15 protein-coding genes and 1 pseudogene are annotated in these 18,959 nt (G+C 66.3%); 4 read left to right on the top strand and 12 right to left on the bottom strand.

Annotated features, from left to right (window positions below; genetic code table 11):
* Nucleotides 1-109: 109 nt before the first annotated feature.
* The 6 genes and pseudogenes from ACIU1A_RS28525 to ACIU1A_RS28500 form a co-directional block, all read right to left on the bottom strand.
* Complete coding sequence (locus tag ACIU1A_RS28525; RefSeq protein ID WP_140491648.1) at nucleotides 110-991, bottom strand: SMP-30/gluconolactonase/LRE family protein; 882 nt, start codon at nucleotides 989-991, stop codon at nucleotides 110-112.
* Nucleotides 988-1,632 carry a 2-dehydro-3-deoxy-6-phosphogalactonate aldolase gene (locus tag ACIU1A_RS28520; RefSeq protein WP_140491649.1) on the bottom strand — a complete coding sequence of 215 codons (645 nt, stop codon included), beginning with the start codon at nucleotides 1,630-1,632 and terminating at the stop codon, nucleotides 988-990. Before ACIU1A_RS28520 ends, ACIU1A_RS28525 begins: the two co-directional genes overlap by 4 nt.
* A pseudogene (locus ACIU1A_RS28515) lies at nucleotides 1,632-2,563 on the bottom strand (2-dehydro-3-deoxygalactonokinase). Before ACIU1A_RS28515 ends, ACIU1A_RS28520 begins: the two are co-directional and overlap by 1 nt.
* A 35-nt stretch (nucleotides 2,564-2,598) precedes the next feature.
* Complete coding sequence (locus tag ACIU1A_RS28510; RefSeq protein ID WP_404925834.1) at nucleotides 2,599-3,366, bottom strand: SDR family NAD(P)-dependent oxidoreductase; 768 nt, start codon at nucleotides 3,364-3,366, stop codon at nucleotides 2,599-2,601.
* Nucleotides 3,367-3,521: 155 nt separating this feature from the next.
* On the bottom strand, nucleotides 3,522-4,871 hold the full coding sequence (locus tag ACIU1A_RS28505; RefSeq protein ID WP_140491655.1) for a bifunctional diguanylate cyclase/phosphodiesterase: 1,350 nt from the start codon (nucleotides 4,869-4,871) through the stop codon (nucleotides 3,522-3,524).
* A gap of 153 nt (nucleotides 4,872-5,024) precedes the next feature.
* Nucleotides 5,025-6,821 (bottom strand): GtrA family protein, encoded by a 1,797-nt coding sequence (locus ACIU1A_RS28500; RefSeq protein WP_404925833.1) that lies wholly within the window; start codon nucleotides 6,819-6,821, stop codon nucleotides 5,025-5,027.
* Nucleotides 6,822-6,984: 163 nt separating this feature from the next.
* Here ACIU1A_RS28500 and ACIU1A_RS28495 point away from each other — a divergent pair, with 163 nt between their 5' ends.
* From ACIU1A_RS28495 to ACIU1A_RS28480, 4 genes are all read left to right on the top strand, one after another.
* Entirely contained in the window at nucleotides 6,985-7,995 is a 1,011-nt protein-coding gene (locus ACIU1A_RS28495) for a glycosyltransferase (RefSeq protein WP_404925832.1), read from the top strand.
* Between the two features lie 4 nt (nucleotides 7,996-7,999).
* Nucleotides 8,000-8,374, top strand: coding sequence for a GtrA family protein (locus tag ACIU1A_RS28490; protein ID WP_404925831.1), 375 nt, complete (start codon nucleotides 8,000-8,002; stop codon nucleotides 8,372-8,374).
* Nucleotides 8,375-8,447: 73 nt separating this feature from the next.
* Nucleotides 8,448-9,389, top strand: a complete 942-nt coding sequence (gene gshB, locus ACIU1A_RS28485) for a glutathione synthase (protein ID WP_404925830.1) — start codon at nucleotides 8,448-8,450, stop codon at nucleotides 9,387-9,389.
* A gap of 176 nt (nucleotides 9,390-9,565) precedes the next feature.
* Nucleotides 9,566-11,098, top strand: a complete 1,533-nt coding sequence (locus ACIU1A_RS28480; RefSeq protein WP_140738977.1) for a YifB family Mg chelatase-like AAA ATPase — start codon at nucleotides 9,566-9,568, stop codon at nucleotides 11,096-11,098.
* 55 nt (nucleotides 11,099-11,153) lie between these two features.
* Here ACIU1A_RS28480 and ACIU1A_RS28475 read toward each other — a convergent pair whose 3' ends face one another.
* The 6 genes from ACIU1A_RS28475 to ACIU1A_RS28450 all read right to left on the bottom strand — a co-directional run bounded on the left by ACIU1A_RS28475 (nucleotide 11,154) and on the right by ACIU1A_RS28450 (nucleotide 18,947).
* Complete coding sequence (locus ACIU1A_RS28475; protein ID WP_404925829.1) at nucleotides 11,154-13,325, bottom strand: malate synthase G; 2,172 nt, start codon at nucleotides 13,323-13,325, stop codon at nucleotides 11,154-11,156.
* Nucleotides 13,326-13,649: 324 nt separating this feature from the next.
* A complete protein-coding gene (locus tag ACIU1A_RS28470) occupies nucleotides 13,650-15,689 on the bottom strand; it encodes a hydantoinase/oxoprolinase N-terminal domain-containing protein (protein ID WP_404925828.1) in 2,040 nt (679 codons plus the stop codon).
* A gap of 147 nt (nucleotides 15,690-15,836) precedes the next feature.
* A complete protein-coding gene (locus tag ACIU1A_RS28465; RefSeq protein ID WP_404925827.1) occupies nucleotides 15,837-16,463 on the bottom strand; it encodes a CDGSH iron-sulfur domain-containing protein in 627 nt (208 codons plus the stop codon).
* A 107-nt stretch (nucleotides 16,464-16,570) separates the two neighbouring features.
* Nucleotides 16,571-16,942, bottom strand: coding sequence for a hypothetical protein (locus ACIU1A_RS28460; protein WP_140491675.1), 372 nt, complete (start codon nucleotides 16,940-16,942; stop codon nucleotides 16,571-16,573).
* A 115-nt stretch (nucleotides 16,943-17,057) separates the two neighbouring features.
* Complete coding sequence (locus ACIU1A_RS28455; protein ID WP_140639399.1) at nucleotides 17,058-17,414, bottom strand: hypothetical protein; 357 nt, start codon at nucleotides 17,412-17,414, stop codon at nucleotides 17,058-17,060.
* Nucleotides 17,415-17,462: 48 nt separating this feature from the next.
* Complete coding sequence (locus ACIU1A_RS28450) at nucleotides 17,463-18,947, bottom strand: pyridoxal phosphate-dependent decarboxylase family protein (protein ID WP_404925826.1); 1,485 nt, start codon at nucleotides 18,945-18,947, stop codon at nucleotides 17,463-17,465.
* Nucleotides 18,948-18,959 lie beyond the last annotated feature (12 nt).

The raw sequence follows: 18,959 nt of genomic DNA, 5'->3' as shown, positions 1-18,959 counted from the left end.
CCGGACGCCTGCGTGACAGCCGGCCGAATGATCCCGTCAGACGCGGTGCATCGGGGTACCGAGACTCGCGTCAGGCCGAGCCGAAAAGGCCGGCATCACCTGAGGTGCCCTAGGCGATCAGCACGCGGGGCTCGAACCGGCCATTGACCTCGATGTCGAGGAGGAAGGTCATGCCGGCCTGAGGGTCGAGCTGACGCTGCTTGTCGTCCTTGCCGTGCCAGGCCGATGTAACCGCCAGCCGGCTGGCGTTCTTGCCGACAAAGGCCGGGCAGGAAGGCTGCGTCACCGGCATGGCGATCGTGCGCACCAGCTTGCCGTCCGGGGCGTAGCCCTTAACCACCTTGCCGCCCCAGACGGCATTCCACAGGATGCCGTCGCGGTCGAGCACGGAGCCGTCGACGAAGCCCTTGGCCGACCGGTGATCAACGAACACTTTCGGCTCGCCCGCCGGCAGGCCGGTCGCCGGATCGCAAGCGACGCGCATCAACAGGCCGGTCGAGGTGTCGGTGTAATAAGCGAGCGCGCCGTCCGCGGAAAAACAGATCGAGTTCGACACGGTGATGTCGGAGAACAGCTTGCGCAATTCGCCCTTGAAGAACCAGTAGATCGCGCCGGCGCCCTTCTCCTCGCCCTTGCCCATCGTGCCGGTCCAAAGGGCGCCGCAGGGATGGACGCGGGAATCGTTGGAACGGGTGACCGGATTGTCGGCCTCGACAGGTGTGTGCAGCGTCATCCTGCCGGTGGCGACGTCGCGGACAAAAAGCCCGGTTTCGGTGGCGATCAGCTGGCGCTTGTCGTCGATGATGGCGATAGCGCTGGCCATCCGGCCAAGCTCGTGCACCTGGGCCGCGCCGCCGGACAGGCGCTTTTCCAGGAGATGGCCCTTGACTATGTCGAACCAGTAGAGCGTGTCTGTGGCGGGGTCGTAGCTCGGCCCCTCGCCGAGCTGGCAGACATGGTCGGAAAAAACCGAAACGATCGCTTCGCTCATCCTGCGTCTCCGCCGAACACCGCGTCCCAGGCCGTCACCGCCGCCTGGGCCCGCGCGGCCACGTCTTCGACGCTCATGCCCGGCTTGAACAGGCTGGAACCAAGCCCGAAAACCGTGACGCCGGCCGCCTTGTAGCCGGCAAAGTCCTTCTCTGAGACGCCGCCGACCGCGCCGACCAATGTCGAAGCCGGCAGCACCGCGCGGATGGCGGAAATGCCCGACGCGCCGAGCACGCTGGCCGGGAAGAATTTCAGCGCCGAGGCGCCGAGCCGGATCGCCAGGAAGGCCTCCGTGGGCGTGAACACGCCGGGCATGGTGACCATGCCGTATTGCATGGCGCGTTCCATCACCTCGGCATCGATATTGGGACTGACCAGCAGCCGGCCGCCGGCTTCGTGCAAGCCATCGACATCGGCCGGCGTCAGCACCGTGCCGGCGCCGACCAGCGCGGCCGGCGGCAGCGCCTTGAGGATGGCGGCGATGGACGCGAACGGATCGGGTGAATTGAGCGGCACCTCGATCGCCTCGATGCCGGCATCGAAGACCGCCTGGCCGATCGCCACCGCCTCGGCAGGCTTGAGGCCGCGCAGGATGGCGACCAGCCCGCGCTTGAGCTTCGGGAACGCAGCGGTCTGGTTCATCAGGCAACTCCGGTTCTGGCGATCATGCCGTTTTCGCGCGCCGCCTCGACCAGGCCGGCACGCACCGCCTCATCCGCGTCGACGGTCCGCACGCCAAGCCCGGCAAGGCCGAGCGCCTGCCGATAAAGCGCCGCAAGCGCGCCGGAGGCAATCAGCACCACCGATGTGGCGCCCGCGGCCTGGCGGCGCCTCGCCGAGGCGATCTCGCCGCCGATCAGCAGGCCCGACAGGCAGGCCGCGGCATCGTCGGCCTTCATGTCCTGGAGCAGACCGGCGGCGCGGATCGAGAACAGTTTTGCGGTGACGTCGCCACCTTGGTTCAACGCCGCACCACACCAGCGGCGGAAGAAAGGGTTCTGCGGGTCGACCGGCTTGGGATGCTCGCCGAGCGAATGGCGCAGGATCGAATGCGCGGCCAGCACCGAGAACAGCTCGCCGGTCGGCCAGGTGCCGAAACCGGCAACGGCGCCGTCCTCGACCAGAACCCATTTCGAATGTGTGCCCGGCATGCAGACGATTTCACGTCCCTTTGCCGGCAACCCGGCGCCGGCAAGCTGCGTCTCCTCGCCGCGCATGACATCGGGCGCATCGGCCAGGCGCTGGGCAAGGCCGGGCACGATGCGAATGTCGCGGCTCTCCCCGGGATGCGGGCCGCGCCGGCCAGGATGGCGCCGATCGGCGCTGGGACGTCGACATAGGGCGCTTCGAGCCAGCCCTGGCGCGAGCCTGCCATGCCGCAGATGATGACGGGCAGCGTTTCGGGCGCGCCCATGGCGGCGAGATGACCCTCGAGAACCCGGGAAAAGCCCTTCTCGCGCGCGGTGATCAGTCCGTCGTCGCCGCGACGCTCGGCAAGCACCTTGCCGCCGCCGTCGATCAGCCAGGCACGGAGCCGGGTCGTGCCCCAATCGAGCGCCGCGACCGCCGGCACATTGCCGGCAAATCGAGGGCTGGCAAAGCCGGGGCTCACAGGAAACCTCCGTCGACGATCAGCATTTGCGCGGTCAGCATGCGCGAGGCATCCGAGGCCAGGAACAGCACGGTGCCGACCAAATCGTCCGGCCGCATGACGTCCTTGATGCACTGCTTGGCGACATGGGCGGCAAGCGCCTGCTCCGTGACCCAGCGTTCCTGCTGCCGTTCCGTGATGACCCAGCCGGGCGCGACGGCGTTGACGCGGATACGGTCGGGCCCGAGCTTGCCGGCCAAACCCTTGGTGAGGCCGAGTATGCCCGCCTTGGCGGCGGTGTAGGCCGGCATGTCGGGATGGTTGATCAGGTAGGACGTCGAGGTGAAATTGATGATCGAGCCACCGCCGGCCCGCTTCATGCCCGGCGCCACCGCCTGCGCGGTGAAGAAATGCGGTCTGAGGTTGATCGCCTGGTTGTTGTCCCAGAACTCCACCGTCACGTCTTCGACGGCGTGGCGTTCGTCCCAGGCGGCATTGTTGACCAGCACGGTGACGTCGCCATGCGCTTCGGCCGCCTTCGCGGCAGACGCCCGCAGCGCTTCGATGTCGCGCAGATCGGACTTGAGGTAGAGCGGCCGGCGGCCGAGCTCTTTCTCGATGCGGTCGGCAAGCGCGGTGCTGGGCTTGTCGGCGATGTCGACGAAGGCGACCTTGGCGCCCTGGCGCATGAAACCCTCGGTCAATGCCGCGCCGATGCCGGAGCCGCCGCCGGTGATCAGCACCGAAGCGCGTTCGAGGTCGGCAAAACGTGCCGATGGCATCATGGTTTTCGTCTCCCGGGTTGACCGGCGCGCATCCTAGCCAGACCGGTCCGGCGGGCAAGGGCGAAAAGACGGATTTTCCGGCTTATGTCTGACAAAAAGCCTGGAGGTCGCGCGCAGGCACGGCACGGCCTCGATCGAACGGGCCAATCGCCCGTTCAGATCGCCTTGGCGCGCAGGGCGCCGCGGAAGGAATCGCGGAGATAGCCGAGCGTGGCGTCGGCATCGGCCGGCTTGCCGAACAGATAGCCCTGCCCACCGGCGCAGCCGAACTGGACGAGCCGGTCGGCCTGCGCCTCTTCCTCGATGCCTTCGGCGACGACATCCATGCCGAGCCCTTCGCACATTGCGAGAATGGCGCGGATGATGTGCTCCGACGGGCGGTCATCGAGAATGGAGGAGACGAAGGCGCGGTCGATCTTGAGCTTGTCGAAATGGAACTCGCGCAGCCGCCCGAGCGAGGACTGGCCGGTGCCGAAATCGTCAAGCGAGACGCGGATGCCGACGCGGCGCAGGTCCTCGACGATCTGCGCGGCCGAGGCCGGATCGTTCATCAGGCCGGTCTCGGTAATCTCGATCTCCAGCCGGCGCGGATCGAAGCCGGTGCGATCGAGGATCGCCAATATGTGCAGGCCGGTGTTCTGGTCGACGAGCTGCGAGGGCGACAGGTTGAAGGACAGGAACAGGTCCTTCGGCCAACTCCTCGCCGCCTCGGTCGCCTTGCGCAGCACCAGTTGCGACAGCGGGCCGATGATGCCGCGCTCCTCGGCGATCGGAATGAAGACGGTCGGCGGCACCGAGCCGAGATCGCGGTCGGTCCAGCGCGCCAGCGTCTCGAAGCCGATGGTGCGGCGCGTGGTGAGGTCGACGATCGGCTGGAAGTGCGGCTCCACCTCGCCGGCCGAGACGGCGCGGCGCAGCGCCTGCTCGATGCGGGTGACGCGCTTGGCCGCCTCTTCCATTTCGCGGGTGTAAACGACGACCCGGCCGCGGCCGGACCGCTTGGCATGGTAAAGCGCCGTTTCGGCCTTGTTGATGAGGATCTCGGTGGTCTCGTCGCCGGAATAGAACAGCGAACAACCGACGGAGGCCGACAGCCTCGCGGTGCGTTCGCCGACATCGTAAGGGGCCGACAGGATTTCGATCAGCATGCGCGACTTTTCGGCCGCCGCCTCCTCGCTGAACACCAGGGGATAGAGGAAGGCGAATTCGTCGGCGCCGATGCGGCAGACGGTGGAATGACCGTCCATCGAGGCGCGCAGCCGCATCGCCACCTGGATCAGGATGTCGTCGCCGGCCTTGTGGCCGAACAGATCGTTGATCGGCTTGAAGCCATCAAGGTCGAGAATGCCGACGGTGAAGGGCGCGGGATCGTCGGCACGGTCGCTGATCAGGCGATCGACCTTGTCGAAGAAGCGGCGATGGTTGCCAAGCCCGGTCAACGGATCGGTGAATGCCAGATCCGTGCTCTCCCTGTTTGCCTGACCGGTGCCAAACGAAGTTTGCATCGGTGTCCCTGTTTCTCGAAGTCGGAATTTATTCCCGAGACTGGCAGCAAACCCTTTAGGAAACGTATCGGGAAAATCGATTTTTCACCGCTAAAGCGCGTTGCCCTCCGCAAAGCCGTCCGAGCTCAAGGGCGTCGTCGCTCACGCGGATTCTCAACCGGCGGGGCGAACGCGATAGAGCTCCAGCGGCGTGCCCCGGGTCTCCGCCACCGGTTCCAGCCAATCCGGCACGCTGCCATGCATCAGCCCGGCCAGAAAGCCGTCAGGCGCCTTGGTTGCGAGAAGCCTGGTTTCAGGATTGCCGCGGCAGAGCGCGACAATCCCGACGCGATGGTTTGCCACGACGGCTTTCGCGTCAGTGGCCGAGCCCAGCAAGGCATCGAATACGAGCAGGTTTCCGGCGACGTTGCGGTGGTAGGGCCCAGCGAGCGCGCGATGACCGGTAAAGGCCAGGATCGGCGAGCCGAGATTGGAGATGGCCAGCACCGTGGTGTCAGGCATGCGGGCGAGCGCGGCGAACGAGGCCTTGCTGTTGCAAGGTGCATCGATGCCGGCATCGGTGACGGCCGCACCGGTCTGGAAGGCGCTCGATGCCGCCTCGGCAGCGCTGGACCAAACCGCATTGACCGAGATCAGCCAGGCCGCGGCCATACGGAGCACGGAGCCGCCGGACGGACTGTTTTCGGCGCGCTGCCGCCATTTGGCGATCCAGCCGGATAGCGGGATCACCGCGAAGGCGATGGAGAAGGTCGAGCCGCGGACCTCCCAGGCACTGACCAGGAAAGCCACCACCAGCAGCGCGCCGACGAGACTGTCCTGCCGCCGCCAGCCGCCCTTGCCGAGGCGCAGCGCCATCAGGACGATCGCCACCAGCGGCGTCGCGAAGCGCGCCACCGCTCTGGCCGGATCAGCCGCGACGAGCTGGAATATCGACTGCGCTTCGTCGATATGACCGAGCCACATCTGCTGGAGGCGCGGGTCGAGGCCGGCATAGGGGGCAGCCAGGCATTGCGGGAACAGAAACATCACGACAACGACAAGCACGAACGCCAGCAGGCCGAGCGAGACCAGGCGACGGCCGTACGTCGCATTGGCGGCGCCCCATGAGGCAATGACCGCAAGGCCGGCGCCGGCAAGCGCGGCAACCACGAACTGCACGGTCGAGAAGGTGTCGCACTGGGTCTGTCCCCATGCCGACGCCGGTATGGTGGTGATGAAAACAAGGGCCGAGACGGCGGTGACGCCCAAGCCAAAATCCCTGGCGATCAGCCTTTCGCCGCCACCGCTGACGAGGAACAGCAGGGCGACGATGGCGCCCAGGGTTCCAGCATAGGGGGCGCTTTCCATGCCGATCGCCAATGCCAGCGTGGCGCACGCGCCGGCAAACAGGGCGGCGGGCCGGTGGCGAGGTGCTTCGAGCAGCAAAGCCAGGCCGGCCAAGGTCAGCATCAGCTGGACATTGTGGTGATCGAGTGCGCCGGGCGAGAAGATTCCGAGATAATACAAAGCCGCTCCGCCGACCACCGCAGCGGGCAGGACCGCGTGCTCGCCGGCGAAAGCGCGCGCGGCGCGCATGATGGAGAACAGCGCGAGCCAGAATTGCAGGAGAGGCCAAAGCACCTGCACGACCTGCTCGCCCAAAGCGGCACTGCCCGTCAGGGCCGACAGGGCAAGCATGCCGAGCGCCAGCGGCGCGTCGAGCAGCCGCGACCAGTGCATGACGAAGCCACCCTCCAGCCCCATCCTGTACTGGTGCAGGTCGAACCAGCCCTGGCCGGCCAGGAGGTCGCGAACCTCCACCAGTTGCAGCAGGCTGTCATTGTCGCCGGCCGGGTTGGCCAGTCGCGGGAATCCGGCATAGAGATCGAGCGCCAGCAGCAGCAAGGCGGCAAGCAACGCAAACGCTATGTCGGCCTTCCAGGTGGAAGCGCCGTTGCTGGCTGTGCTCATCCCCATCGCCTCTGGCAGGAATGCCGGGCTTTTTCGGCCAATCGACACTCGTAAAGTCGGCCTTAAACCTAGCCTTAACGGCTTCAATAAATAGTAAAACCGCCTGAATGCGCCTGACTTTCGGCGCGAACCGCGCGTGGCGGCGAGGCACCCGGAGAGGAAAATGCCGCAAGAGCTTCGCTACGAACCCGCCATCGCCGTGCTGCTGCCTTGCTACAACGAGGAATTGACGATCGCCGAGGTGGTGCGGCGCTTCCGCGAGACGCTGCCTTTGGCGACGATCTATGTCTACGACAACAATTCGCGCGACCTGACCGCGCTCAGGGCCCGCGCGGCCGGCGCCATAGTGGTGCGCGAACCGCGCCAGGGCAAGGGCAATGTGGTGCGGCGCATGTTCGCCGACATCGACGCCGACATTTACCTGATGGCCGACGGCGACGGCACCTATGCGCCGGAAGACGCGCCGCAATTGATCAACACGCTTCTGACCGAGCGCTCCGACATGGCGGTGGGCACCCGGCGCGGCGTCACCGACGATGCCGGCAGGACCGGCCATGCCTTCGGCAACCGCGTCTTCAACAGCCTCTATAAAGGGCTGTTCGGCAGCGATTTCACCGACATCTTCTCGGGCTACCGGGTCTTCACCCGGCGCTTCGTCAAGAGCTTCCCGGCCGTCTCCGGCGGCTTCGAGATCGAGACCGAAATGTCGGTGCACGCCTCGCAGCTCAAATTGCCCGTCAGCGAGATCGCGCTCGATTACGGCAAGCGGCCGGACGGCTCGTCATCGAAGCTTTCGACCTTTCGCGACGGCGCCAGGATCCTGTGGATGTTCGCCATGCTGATGAAGGAAACGCAACCGCTGCGTTTCTTCGGCGCCTTCGCCCTGGTCTTCCTGGTGTCGAGCTTGTTCCTGATGGCGCCGGTGCTGGTCGAATTCGCCGAGACCGGGCTGGTGCCGCGCATGCCGACATGGGTGCTGTCGGTCGGCCTGCTCTTGCTCTCGATGCTGGCTGGTGTGACTGGGGTGATCCTCGATTCGGTGTCGCGCGGCCGCGCCGAACAGAAGCGCATCTTCTACCTGTCGATGCCTTCGGGCCGCATAGAGCGGCGCGAGCGCGCCAGCGAGCCGACTGCCGCGAAGGCCGGCCCAGGCAAGACGCCTCGCGCCGCATGAAGCGGTGAGCCGTCTCGTCCGCTTCGTCTTTGCCGGCGGCATCGGCTTCGTCGCCGACGCGGCCGCCCTCTGGTTGCTGCTTGCGGTCACGCCGCTCGGCCCTTTCAGCGCCCGCATGCTGTCCATCGGCTTTGCACTCTGTGTCACCTGGCAGACAAACCGGCATCTGACCTTCTCGCCGTCGAGCCGCGGCTTGGTGCGGGAAGGCGCGTGCTATGGCAGCGTCGGCATCGCCACCAGCATCGCCAACTATCTGGTCTACTGCGCCATCCTTGTCGTCCTGCCGACAACCCCGCCATTGGCCGCCCTTGCTTTCGCTTCGCTGGCCGCCATGGGGCTGTCCTTTCTCGGCTATTCCAGGCTGGTCTTCGACCGCTAGCGGCGTGGCCCGATTGGCAGAAGGCGCCGGGACCCCTATATCGCTCTCTCATCGACCGTGCTGGGGACCTGCCATGAAGCTGAAAATCGCCGTCCAGATGGACCACATCTCCACCGTGTCGATCGCCGGAGACACTTCGTTCGCGCTGTCGCTGGAGGCGCAGCGGCGCGGCCATCAGCTCTACCACTACACGCCCGACCGGCTGTCGCTGCGCGACGGCAAGGTTTTCGCCCGCATCGAGGAGATGCAGGTACGCGACGAGAAGGGCAGCCACTATTCGCTGGGCGAGAAAATGCGCACCGACCTGTCGGAGATGGATGTGGTCCTGCTGAGACAGGATCCGCCCTTCGACATGAACTACATCACCACCACGCACATACTGGAGCGCATCCACCCCGGGACGCTGGTGGTCAACGACCCCGCCTGGGTGCGCAACAGCCCGGAAAAGATCTTCGTCACCGAGTTTTCCGACCTGATGCCGGAAACGCTGATCACCAAGGATCCCCAGGAGGTCGCCGCCTTCCGCAAGGAATTCGGCGACATCATCGTCAAGCCGCTCTACGGCAATGGCGGCGCGGGCATCTTCCACCTGCTGGAGGCCGACCGCAACCTCGCCTCGCTGCTCGAAATGTTCGGCCAGTTGTTCCGTGAGCCCTACATCGTGCAGCGCTACCTGAAGGACGTGCGCAAGGGCGACAAGCGCATCATCCTGATCGACGGCGAACCGGTCGGGGCCATCAACCGGGTGCCGGCCGAGCACGATTCCCGCTCCAACATGCATGTCGGCGGCCGCGCCGAGAAGACCAAGCTGACCGAGCGCGAGCGCGAGATCTGCGCCCGCATCGGGCCGGCACTGAGGGAACGCGGCTTCATCCTCGTCGGCATCGACGTCATCGGCGACTACATGACCGAGATCAACGTGACCTCGCCGACCGGCGTGCGCGAAGTCAAACGCTTCGGCGGCGCCGACATCGCCAGCCTGTTCTGGGACGCGGTGGAGGCCAAGCGGAAATAGCCGTTTTCATTTTGTATTTCCGTTTTTGCAACCGGAACAATCGCGCCGCAACTTAAGCGATTGCGTGTTCCTGTAATGTTCTTGATTTAGCCGAGGAACTGTGATTGTCTCCGGCCCAGGCCCTTCGCGGCCTGATTGCAAAAGGCTTGGGGCAAGCCCAGATCCGGGGGCAAGACATGGTGGCGCGGGTTCGCACGGTTGCTTTCCAGGGCATCGAGGCCGTGCCGGTCGACGTGCAGGTGATGATCGCGCCCGGCAAGGTCAACATGCACATCGTTGGCCTGGCCGACAAAGCGGTGGCCGAAAGCCGCGAACGGGTGCAGGCGGCACTGCATGCTTCCGGCCTGTCGATGCCGTCCAAGAAGGTCACTGTCAACCTGGCGCCCGCCGACCTGCCCAAGGAGGGCAGCCACTACGATTTGCCGATCGCGCTCGGCCTGATGGCGGCGCTTGGCGCCATTCCGGGCGACATGCTGGCCGGCTATGTCGTGCTTGGCGAACTATCGCTCGACGGCACTATCGCCGCCGTCGCCGGCGCCTTGCCGGCCGCGATTGGGGCCAATTCTGAAGGCAAGGGCCTGATCTGCCCCTTCGCCTGCGGCCCGGAAGCCGCCTGGGCCGGCAAGGACTTTGACATACTCGCGCCGCGCAGCCTGATCGCCATCGCCAATCATTTCCGCGGCACGCAGGTGCTGTCTCGCCCCGAGGCCGGTATCCACGCCGCGGCGCGCGACCTGCCCGATCTTGCCGATATCAAGGGCCAGGAAACCGCCAAACGAGCGCTGGAGGTGGCGGCGGCCGGTGGGCACAACCTGCTGATGGTCGGCCCGCCCGGATCGGGAAAATCGATGCTGGCGCAGCGGCTGCCGTCGATCCTGCCGCCGCTGGCGCCGAAGGAATTGCTCGAAGTGTCGATGATCGCCTCCGTCGCCGGCGAGCTCGGCGAAGGCAAGCTGACCGACCGGCGGCCGTTCCGCGCGCCGCACCATTCGGCCTCGATGGCGGCGATGGTCGGCGGCGGCATCCGGGCGCGGCCGGGCGAAGTGTCGCTTGCGCACCACGGCGTGCTGTTCCTCGACGAATTTCCCGAATTCACGCCGCAGACGCTCGACGCGTTGCGCCAGCCGCTGGAGACCGGCGACTGCATGATCGCGCGCGCCAATCACCGCGTCACCTATCCGGCGCGCATCCAGCTTGTGGCGGCGATGAACCCGTGCCGATGCGGCATGGCCGGCGAACCCGGCTATCGCTGCCTGCGCGGCGATCGCTGCCGCACCGACTACCAGGCGCGCATCTCGGGCCCGCTGCTCGACCGCATCGACCTCAGGATCGAGGTGCCGGCGGTCTCGGCCAGCGACCTGATCCGGCCCGACCGGGCGGAGAAGAGCGCCGACGTGGCGCTGCGCGTGGCGCGTGCCCGCGCCCTCCAGCGCGAGCGCTTCGAACGGCTCGGCGTCACCAGCGCCACCACAAACGCGCATTGCGCGCCCGCGGTCATCGAGGAGATCGCCATGCCCGACGCATCGGGCCTGTCGCTGCTCAAGGACGCCAGCGAGAAGCTCGGCTTCTCGGCGCGGGCCTATCACCGCGTGCTGAAGGTGGCGAGAACACTCGCCGATCTCGACGCCAGCGAAACCGTCGGCCGCATTCATCTCGCCGAAGCGATTTCCTACCGGATGAGTTCGGAGCGGGTGGCGCAGGCGGCGTAGCGCGCTCTCGCTCGATAGGAGGGGAACGGAACGCCGGCGGCTCCAAACCTCCGGTTCAGGCCGCTCCCTTCGCCTTCAGTTCCAGCCTCCGCGCGTGCAGCACCGGCTCGGTGTAGCCGTTGGGCTGGATGCGGCCCTTGAAGACGAGGTCGCAGGCGGCCTGGAAGGCGACGGAGCCGTCGAAATCGGCGGCCATCGGCCGGTAGAGCGGGTCGCCTTGGTTCTGCTGGTCGACGATATCAGCCATGCGCCTCATCGTTTCCATCACCTGGTCGGCCGTGCAGACGCCATGGTGCAGCCAGTTGGCGATGTGCTGCGAAGAGATGCGCAGCGTGGCGCGGTCCTCCATCAGGCCGACATCGTTGATGTCGGGCACTTTCGAGCAGCCGACGCCCTGGTCGATCCAGCGCACGACATAGCCCAGAATGCCTTGCGCGTTGTTGTCGAGCTCCGCCTGGATGTCGGCCGGCGACCAGTTGGGCCGCACCGCGACCGGCACCGACAGGATGTCGTCGAGCTTGGCCTTCGGCCGGCTCTTCAGCGCCGCCTGGACAGCGTGGACATCGACCTTGTGATAATGAGTGGCGTGCAGCGTCGCCGCGGTCGGCGAAGGCACCCAGGCGGTGTTGGCGCCGGCCCTGGGGTGGGCGATCTTCTCGGTGAGCATCGCCGCCATCAAATCCGGCATCGCCCACATGCCCTTGCCGATCTGGGCATGGCCGGCAAGCCCGCATTCCAGCCCGGTGTCGACATTCCAGGCCTCGTAGGCGGAAATCCACGCGGCCTGCTTCATGTCGCCCTTGCGGATCATCGGGCCGGCTTCCATCGAGGTGTGGATCTCGTCGCCGGTGCGGTCGAGGAAGCCTGTGTTGATGAACACGACGCGCTCCTTCGCCGCGCGGATCGCCTCCTTGAGGTTGACGGTGGTGCGCCGCTCCTCGTCCATGATGCCCATCTTGATGGTATTTTTGGCCATGCCGAGCAGGGCCTCGACGCGATCGAAGATCTCGACGGCGAAGGCGACTTCCTCGGGCCCGTGCATCTTGGGTTTCACGACATACATCGAGCCGGCGCGGGAATTGGCGCGGCGGCCGTTCGGCCCGATATCGTGCAGCGCGATCAGCGCGGTCAGCGCGGTGTCCATGATGCCTTCCGGCACCTCGTTGCCGTCTCGGTCCGTTATCGCCGGATTGGTCATGAGGTGGCCGACATTCCTGACCAGCATCAGCGAGCGGCCGGGCAGCGTCACCGTGCCGCCATTTGGCGAGGTGTAGGACCGATCGGGGTTGAGCTTGCGGACGAAGGTCCGGCCGCCCTTGGTGATCTCTTCGGCCAGGTCGCCCTTCATCAGGCCGAGCCAGTTGCGGTAGACGACGACCTTGTCCTGCGCATCCACCGCCGCGACCGAATCCTCGCAGTCCTGGATGGTGGTCAGCGCCGATTCCAGGATGATGTCGGCGATGCCGGCCGGATCGGTGCGGCCGATCTGGTTGTCGCGGTCGATCAATATCTCGATATGCAGGCCGTTGCTGACCAGCAGCACGGCTTGCGGGTTGGCGGCATCGCCGCGATAGGCGACGAACTGCCTGACATCGGCAAGGGTGGTCGAGCCGGCGCCGGCGCTGAGCCGCAGCGCGCCATTGGCCAGCGAAAGGCCGTTGACGCCGGCCCATTTGCCCGATGTGAGCGACACCGACTGGTCGAGGAAGTCCTTCGCCCAGGCGACGACTTTCCCACCACGCGCGGGGTTGAAGCCCTTGCCCTTCCCGGCGCCGTCTGTCTCGGGAATTGCGTCGGTGCCGTAAAGCGCATCATAGAGCGAGCCCCAGCGGGCATTGGCGGCGTTGAGCGCATAGCGCGCATTCATCACCGGCACCACAAGCTGCGGCCCGGCGACGACGGCGATCTCGGGATCGACCTTTTCGGTGGTCACCGAGAAGGCCGGGCCTTCGGCGACGAGATAGCCGATCTCCTTCAGGAAGGTTTTGTAGGCTTCCATGTCGACCGGCGCGCCATTGGCGCGATACCAGTCATCGAGCTTTTCCTGGATAGCGTCGCGCTTTGCCAACAGTGCCCGGTTCTTCGGAGCGAGGTCGTGGACGATGGCCGAAAAGCCGTTCCAGAATTTATCCGGATCGATGCCGGTGCCCGGAGCGGCCTCGTTGACAACGAAGTCATGAAGTTCGCGGGCGATCCGCAATCCGGCGATTTCGACGCGATCGGTCATCAGGCTGCTCCAGATGAAAGGCTTTCGCGGGCCTTTGGCATGTTGGGAGTGCAGGGTCAATTCAGCTTAGGGTGAAGGCAAGGCAGGTAGGCGCGGTTTTTAGGCTTGGTGCCGGCGGCGACGCTGCCAATCTCCCCCAAGTGGGGGAGATGCCCGGCAGGGCAGAGGGGGGCGCGAAGGAATGCCGACCTCGGCAAGTTTCGGTATTTCGTGCAGTCGGTCGACGTCGAGTATGAGCGGGCGCTGCTCCGAGACGCTGGCGGGACAGCGCCCCCCTCTGGCCTGCCGGCCATCTCCCCCACAAGGGGGAGATTACACCCTCCATCACACCGCGATCCGTGGCCTGCCCGAAGCCACCGCCACCACATGTGCCTCGATGAACATACGCTGGGCTTCGACGGTGGAGACGCGGAATTTGGTCGCGACATCGATCTCGGCGCTGTCAGTGCCGGCGTCCCTGGCGCGCTCCGCGACGATGGCGCGCACATCGGCCTCGGCCGCCGCGATCGCCGCCGCCTCGTCGAGGAAATCGCGTACGGTCTCGCCCGAGGCAAGACGGAACAGACCTTCCTTGGGCTGGCTGACGCGCGCCTCCGCCGATACCCGGACCTGGCCGACCACGGCGCCGAGCGCGTTGGCGACATCCGTATCATCAGGCACCACGCAGTCATTGCCGACCAATGGCGGCAGTCCGGCATAGTGCAGCGGCGCGGAGGCGCCGAGGCCGATCACCGGCCGGTCGAGCGCGACGCTCAGGCGCGCAATGCCGGGATGCGCGTCGACGGCGCGCTGCACCAGCGCATGCGCAACGGTGGCCGCGCCGTCGAGCCCGTCCTCGGCGAAGGCGGTTTGAAGGATATATTCGGCCGACCAGCGCGTCAGCGCGGCCAGCACGCGCTCCGAAATCGCCTCGGGAGAGGCCGCGATCGCCTGGCCGCGGCCGTCGCGCTTGCGGGCAAACAGCTCTGCGCCGAGGCGGGCGGCCGCGGCATCCCAGTTCGCCTGCTTGCCAAGCACATGCGCCGCATCCGACGGGGTGAAACCTGAAATGTGCACCAGCCCGCGCGACACCAGGCGGTTCAGGGTAGCGTTCTGGGCATTCGAGGTCAAAAGCCTGTCGAGGGGCAAGGGCATTGCGCCGATCGCTTCATAGAGCCTTGCTTCCGGAGCGGTCAGCCCGGCGGCAAGACGGTCGGGCACGCCGGTGCGCACCGCGAAACGGCCGTCCATGCGGCCGGTGTTCGGCGCGCGCAGCTGGCGCTCGAGTTCCGCCAGAACCGCCTCGCGATGCACCATGCCGGCCAGCGCCAGCGGCACCAGCCGGCGCGGTCCAAGCAGGAGCCTGGGGTTGAGAGCGCCGTCTTCCAACGCCACTTCGGAATCGCCGCCGAGGCCGAAGGTGCGCATGGCGACCGCTTCGACCATGGTGCGAAAGCCGCCAACGGTGGCGCCTTCCGGATCGAGCCGCGGCCGGCCCTTGTCGAGCACGGCAACGTCGGTGGTGGTGCCGCCGATGTCGGAAACCACCGCGTTTTCCAATCCGGTCATGTGGTGCGCGCCGACCAGGCTGGCGGCGGGGCCGGAGAGAATGGTCTCGATCGGCCGCTGGCGGGCGAACGCCGCCGACACCAGCGCACCGTCGCCGCGTACCACCATCAGGGGCGCCGCGATGCCGCGCGCCTCGAGAAAGCCTTCGGTCGCCGCCACCAGCCGGTCGATCATCGAGATCAGCCGGGCGTTGAGCAGCGTCGTCAGCGCTCGGCGCGGACCGCCTAGCTTGGCCGACAATTCATGGCTCGCGGTGACCGGCAGGCCGGTTTTCTCCCGGATCAGCTCGCGGGCGGCGATCTCGTGCGCCGGGTTGCGGGTGGCGAAATAGGCGCAGACGGCAAAGCCCGAGACCGAGCCGCCGAGTTCGGACAGCGCCGCCTCAAGGCCGGACAGGTCGAGCTTGGCGGTATTGCCGTGCACATCGTGGCCGCCGGGGCAGAACACGACCGGATCGGTGCCCAATGCCGCCTTCAGCCCATCGCGGGCAAGGTCCGCCTCGGAAAAGCCGATCATCACCAGCGCGACGCGGCCACCCTGGCCCTCGACCAGCGCGTTGGTGGCAAGCGTCGTCGACATGGAGACAAGCTTGATGGCGGCCGGATCGGTGACCGCTTTTTCCAGAACCGCGTCGACGGCGCCGGAAATGCCAACGGCGAGATCGTGCCTGGTGGTCAGAGCCTTGGCCTTGGCCAGCACCTTTCCCTTGTTCGGCCCGCTCTGCGGGCCTTCGGTTTCGGACCACAGCACGGCATCGGTGTAGGTGCCGCCGGTGTCGATGCCGAGGAAAAGAGGTTTTGGCTTGGTCTTGGTCATGTCTGATGATGGCCCGAGCAGATAGGAAAATGCTTCTCGCCCTTAACCTATAGCGGCCGGACGATAAAGCTGAGAGCGCTGGGCCACGGGAGGAGTTCGATCTCCCCCACGAGGGGGGAGATTGGCAGCTTCAATGGCAGGGTCAACCTACCCCACGAACCCAACCTTTTTATGCGACCCATCGCAATACGGCTTGTTCGCCGAATGGCCGCAGCGGCACAGGAAGGCGCGTTGCGTGCGGTCGACCGTGTGGCCGGTGCCGGTGACGATTTCGACATTGCCTTCGAGCTTGAGCGGCCCGTCTTTCGTCGGCGTAACCTTGAGTGGCCCGTCGCGCGCGTCCAGCGCCGGCGTGTCCTTCAGCGCCGGCTCGCCGGTGGCGGCAAACCCTGATTTGTTGTGGCTGCCGTCGCAGAACGGCTTGTTCTGCGACGCGCCGCAGCGGCAGAGCGTGGCGCGGTGTAACGTCTCGCCGTCGAGCATAATCTCGGCGTGGACGGCCAGCGGGCCGTTTTCCCTGATGCGCACGGTGTTGACCACCGGCGGCCTTTCCTGCGGCCCGCCATCCTTCCTGACATAGGTAATGGCGCCTGACGGGCAGCTTTCGGCAATGGCGACGATCTTCTCGACGGTGGCCGCGTCGGGATGGATCCACTCTCCCGGCGCGTTCGGCACGAAGACATGCGGATCGCCCAGCACGCAATTGCGCGAATGGATGCAGCGCCGGCCGGCAAAGCCGACGTTCATCTTCTCGCCCTCGACCGGACCTGCCATCGCCTTGCTCCTGTTGCCTGACGCACGCCGCCTGGATGCGGCGTGCTTTGGGTGCTGTTCTTGCAGGCTATGCCCCAGGCAGGAAAAGCGTCAAGCTGGCAAGCCGGTCAGGGAACCAGTTCGATCTCCTCGGTCTCGCCGCCGCTGCAGGTATAGCAGCAATCGTCGCATTTTTCCTTGTCGCCGGGGCCGACGCCCCAATAGGTGCCTTCGTCGCCGTCGACCCAGGCGCCGTAGCAGATCGATTCGCCCTCGTCGCAAGAGACCGGCAGTTGCCTGGTCTCGCCGTCATCGAGGTAGAAATCCTTGCCGTTGCCCGGCCACACATAGTCGCGGTCCTGGCTGTAGAGCTCGAGGCGCATGGCATTGGGATGGCTGTTCTTGATGGCGAAGGTGACGTCGCCGGCATGGGCCGACGGCACCAGCAGCATGGCAAGAGACAGCGCGGCCAGCGAGCGGCGCGCATAGGCGTAGAACATGATATCCCCCAAAAATAAACGGCCCACCCGGCCGCCTTGCGGGCATTGCACGGGGCGAGCGATCGCTAAAGGGGTCGACCGCGACAATCCCGGACTAATTTTGGGGAGATTGGCGCTACTCGACCAGGTCGACGGTCTCGGTCGAATGGTCCACGCAGATGAAACAGCAATCGTCGCAGGGCCGGTCGTTGTCCGGCCCGACGCCGGCCGAGATGGCGTCATTGCCGTTGACCCACGCGCCGTAGCAGATGCGTTCGCCCTCATTGCACGAAATCGGCACCGATTTGCGTGAGCCGGGATCGATCAGGAACACCTTGTCGTCGCCCGGCCAGACCGTTTCGCGGTCGCGGCTGAACAGTTCGACCGCAACGGCCTGCCCGCGCTGGTTCTTGACGAAGAAAGCCATGTCGGCAGCCCCGGCCGAGGTGGTGAAGACCAATGCCGCGAGTGTGGCCGTGCGAAAGAGCGTCACGATTGGACCTTTCGAATCATGCCGGCAGACTCGCATGGCCGCCGCGAACTAGGAAGCCGCCTCCGCCGCGATCTGGCGTCCCAGCCGCAGCGTTTCCCGCACCAGCAGGTGAAGATCGTCGCGCCGGGTCCGGTGGTTGGTGATCGCCACGCGCAGGCAATGCTGGCCTTGCACCGTCGTGTCCGACAGTGCCGCAATGCCTTGTTCCTGCAAACGCAGCATGATCTCCGTGTTGAACCGCTTAAGCTCCTCGCCGGACGCCCCGGCAAGCCGATGCCGGAAGCAGACGATGTTGATCGTGGTCGGCGCCATCAGCACCAGCGACGGCTCGGCCCCGATCAGTCCGGCGAGATAGGCCGCTTGCGCGATGTTCTGGTCGATCAGGCGGCCGAATTTGTCGACGCCATGCTCCTTCAGCGCCATCCATACTTTGAGCGCGCGAAAGCCGCGCGACGTCTGCAAACCATAGTCGTGCAGCCATTCGCCGGAGGCGAGACCACGCGGCGTCGATTCCAGATATTCGGGGGTCACGGCGAAGGTACGGCGATGCGCGAGGGCGTCCCTGACCAGGGCGCAGCCGGCCTCGAACGGCGCGTGCAGCCATTTGTGCGGATCGAGCGCGATCGAATCGGCCCATTCGATGCCGGCGACGCGATGGGCGTTCTGCGGAGCGATGGCGACCAGGGCGCCGATGCAGCCATCGACATGGAACCAGAGGTCTTCCTCATGCGCCAGCTTGGCAAGCGCCCGCAAGTCGTCGATCGCTCCGGTGTTGACGGTGCCGGCATTGCCGATGACGCAGGCCGGTTTGAAGCCCGCCTGGCGGTCCTCGGCAATTGCCGCCCGCAAGGCAGCGATGTCGATGCGCAGCCCGGCATCGGTCGGTATTCGCCGCAAGGCCCGGTTGCCGAGGCCGAGCGCCTCCATGGCCTTGCGGTGACAGGAATGGAGCTGGTCCGAGCCATAATAGCGCAGGGGCTTCTCGATGGCGGCAACGCCGTGCTCGCGCACGTCGATGCCGGCCTTGACGTTACGCGCCACCGTCAGCCCGATCATGTTGGCCATCGAACCGCCGCTGACCAGCGTGCCGCTGGCCGAGACGGGAAACCCCAGCATTTGCTTGCACCAGTTGACGACCTGGCAGTCCATCAGCCCGGCGGCATGGTTGCCGCCGCCGAGGTTGGAACCCTGGATCGCCGCCAGGAAATCGCCGAGCGCGCCGGTGAAGTTGCTCGAGCCCATGTACCAGGCCCAGAAGCGAGGATGGATGTTGCCCATCGGGTATGACATCACGGTGCGGGAGACCTCGCCATAGACGGCGGCCAGCCGCGCCGGCGTTCGCGGCAGGGGTGCGGCGAAGACCTCCCTCACGTCAGCCGGCACCTCCCGCCAGACCGGACGGTCGCGCACGTCGCGCAGATAGTCGACGGCATCGTCGATGACCCGGTGCGACAGGGCCTGCACATCGGCCCAGTCCAGGGGGTCAAGCGTCTCCTCGGCCACAGTGCCAGGGGTTTCCTGCGCGACGTCCATGACAGCCTCCCG

The sequence above is a fragment of the Mesorhizobium maamorense genome, from assembly GCF_044998965.1.
In the GTDB taxonomy this organism is placed as follows: domain Bacteria; phylum Pseudomonadota; class Alphaproteobacteria; order Rhizobiales; family Rhizobiaceae; genus Mesorhizobium.
Note: the sequence above shows the minus strand (reverse complement) of the source record. Positions and strands in the feature narration are given on the sequence as shown.

Coding starts and splice junctions, on each gene's coding strand:
- gshB (WP_404925830.1), top strand. CDS start 8,448: ATGAAGCTGAAAATCGCCGTCCAGATGGACCACATCTCCACCGTGTCG.
- ACIU1A_RS28510 (WP_404925834.1), bottom strand. CDS start 3,366: ATGATGCCATCGGCACGTTTTGCCGACCTCGAACGCGCTTCGGTGCTG.
- ACIU1A_RS28525 (WP_140491648.1), bottom strand. CDS start 991: ATGAGCGAAGCGATCGTTTCGGTTTTTTCCGACCATGTCTGCCAGCTC.
- ACIU1A_RS28495 (WP_404925832.1), top strand. CDS start 6,985: ATGCCGCAAGAGCTTCGCTACGAACCCGCCATCGCCGTGCTGCTGCCT.
- ACIU1A_RS28465 (WP_404925827.1), bottom strand. CDS start 16,463: ATGGCAGGTCCGGTCGAGGGCGAGAAGATGAACGTCGGCTTTGCCGGC.
- ACIU1A_RS28460 (WP_140491675.1), bottom strand. CDS start 16,942: ATGTTCTACGCCTATGCGCGCCGCTCGCTGGCCGCGCTGTCTCTTGCC.
- ACIU1A_RS28500 (WP_404925833.1), bottom strand. CDS start 6,821: ATGAGCACAGCCAGCAACGGCGCTTCCACCTGGAAGGCCGACATAGCG.
- ACIU1A_RS28470 (WP_404925828.1), bottom strand. CDS start 15,689: ATGACCAAGACCAAGCCAAAACCTCTTTTCCTCGGCATCGACACCGGC.
- ACIU1A_RS28475 (WP_404925829.1), bottom strand. CDS start 13,325: ATGACCGATCGCGTCGAAATCGCCGGATTGCGGATCGCCCGCGAACTT.
- ACIU1A_RS28505 (WP_140491655.1), bottom strand. CDS start 4,871: ATGCAAACTTCGTTTGGCACCGGTCAGGCAAACAGGGAGAGCACGGAT.
- ACIU1A_RS28450 (WP_404925826.1), bottom strand. CDS start 18,947: ATGGACGTCGCGCAGGAAACCCCTGGCACTGTGGCCGAGGAGACGCTT.
- ACIU1A_RS28520 (WP_140491649.1), bottom strand. CDS start 1,632: ATGAACCAGACCGCTGCGTTCCCGAAGCTCAAGCGCGGGCTGGTCGCC.
- ACIU1A_RS28480 (WP_140738977.1), top strand. CDS start 9,566: ATGGTGGCGCGGGTTCGCACGGTTGCTTTCCAGGGCATCGAGGCCGTG.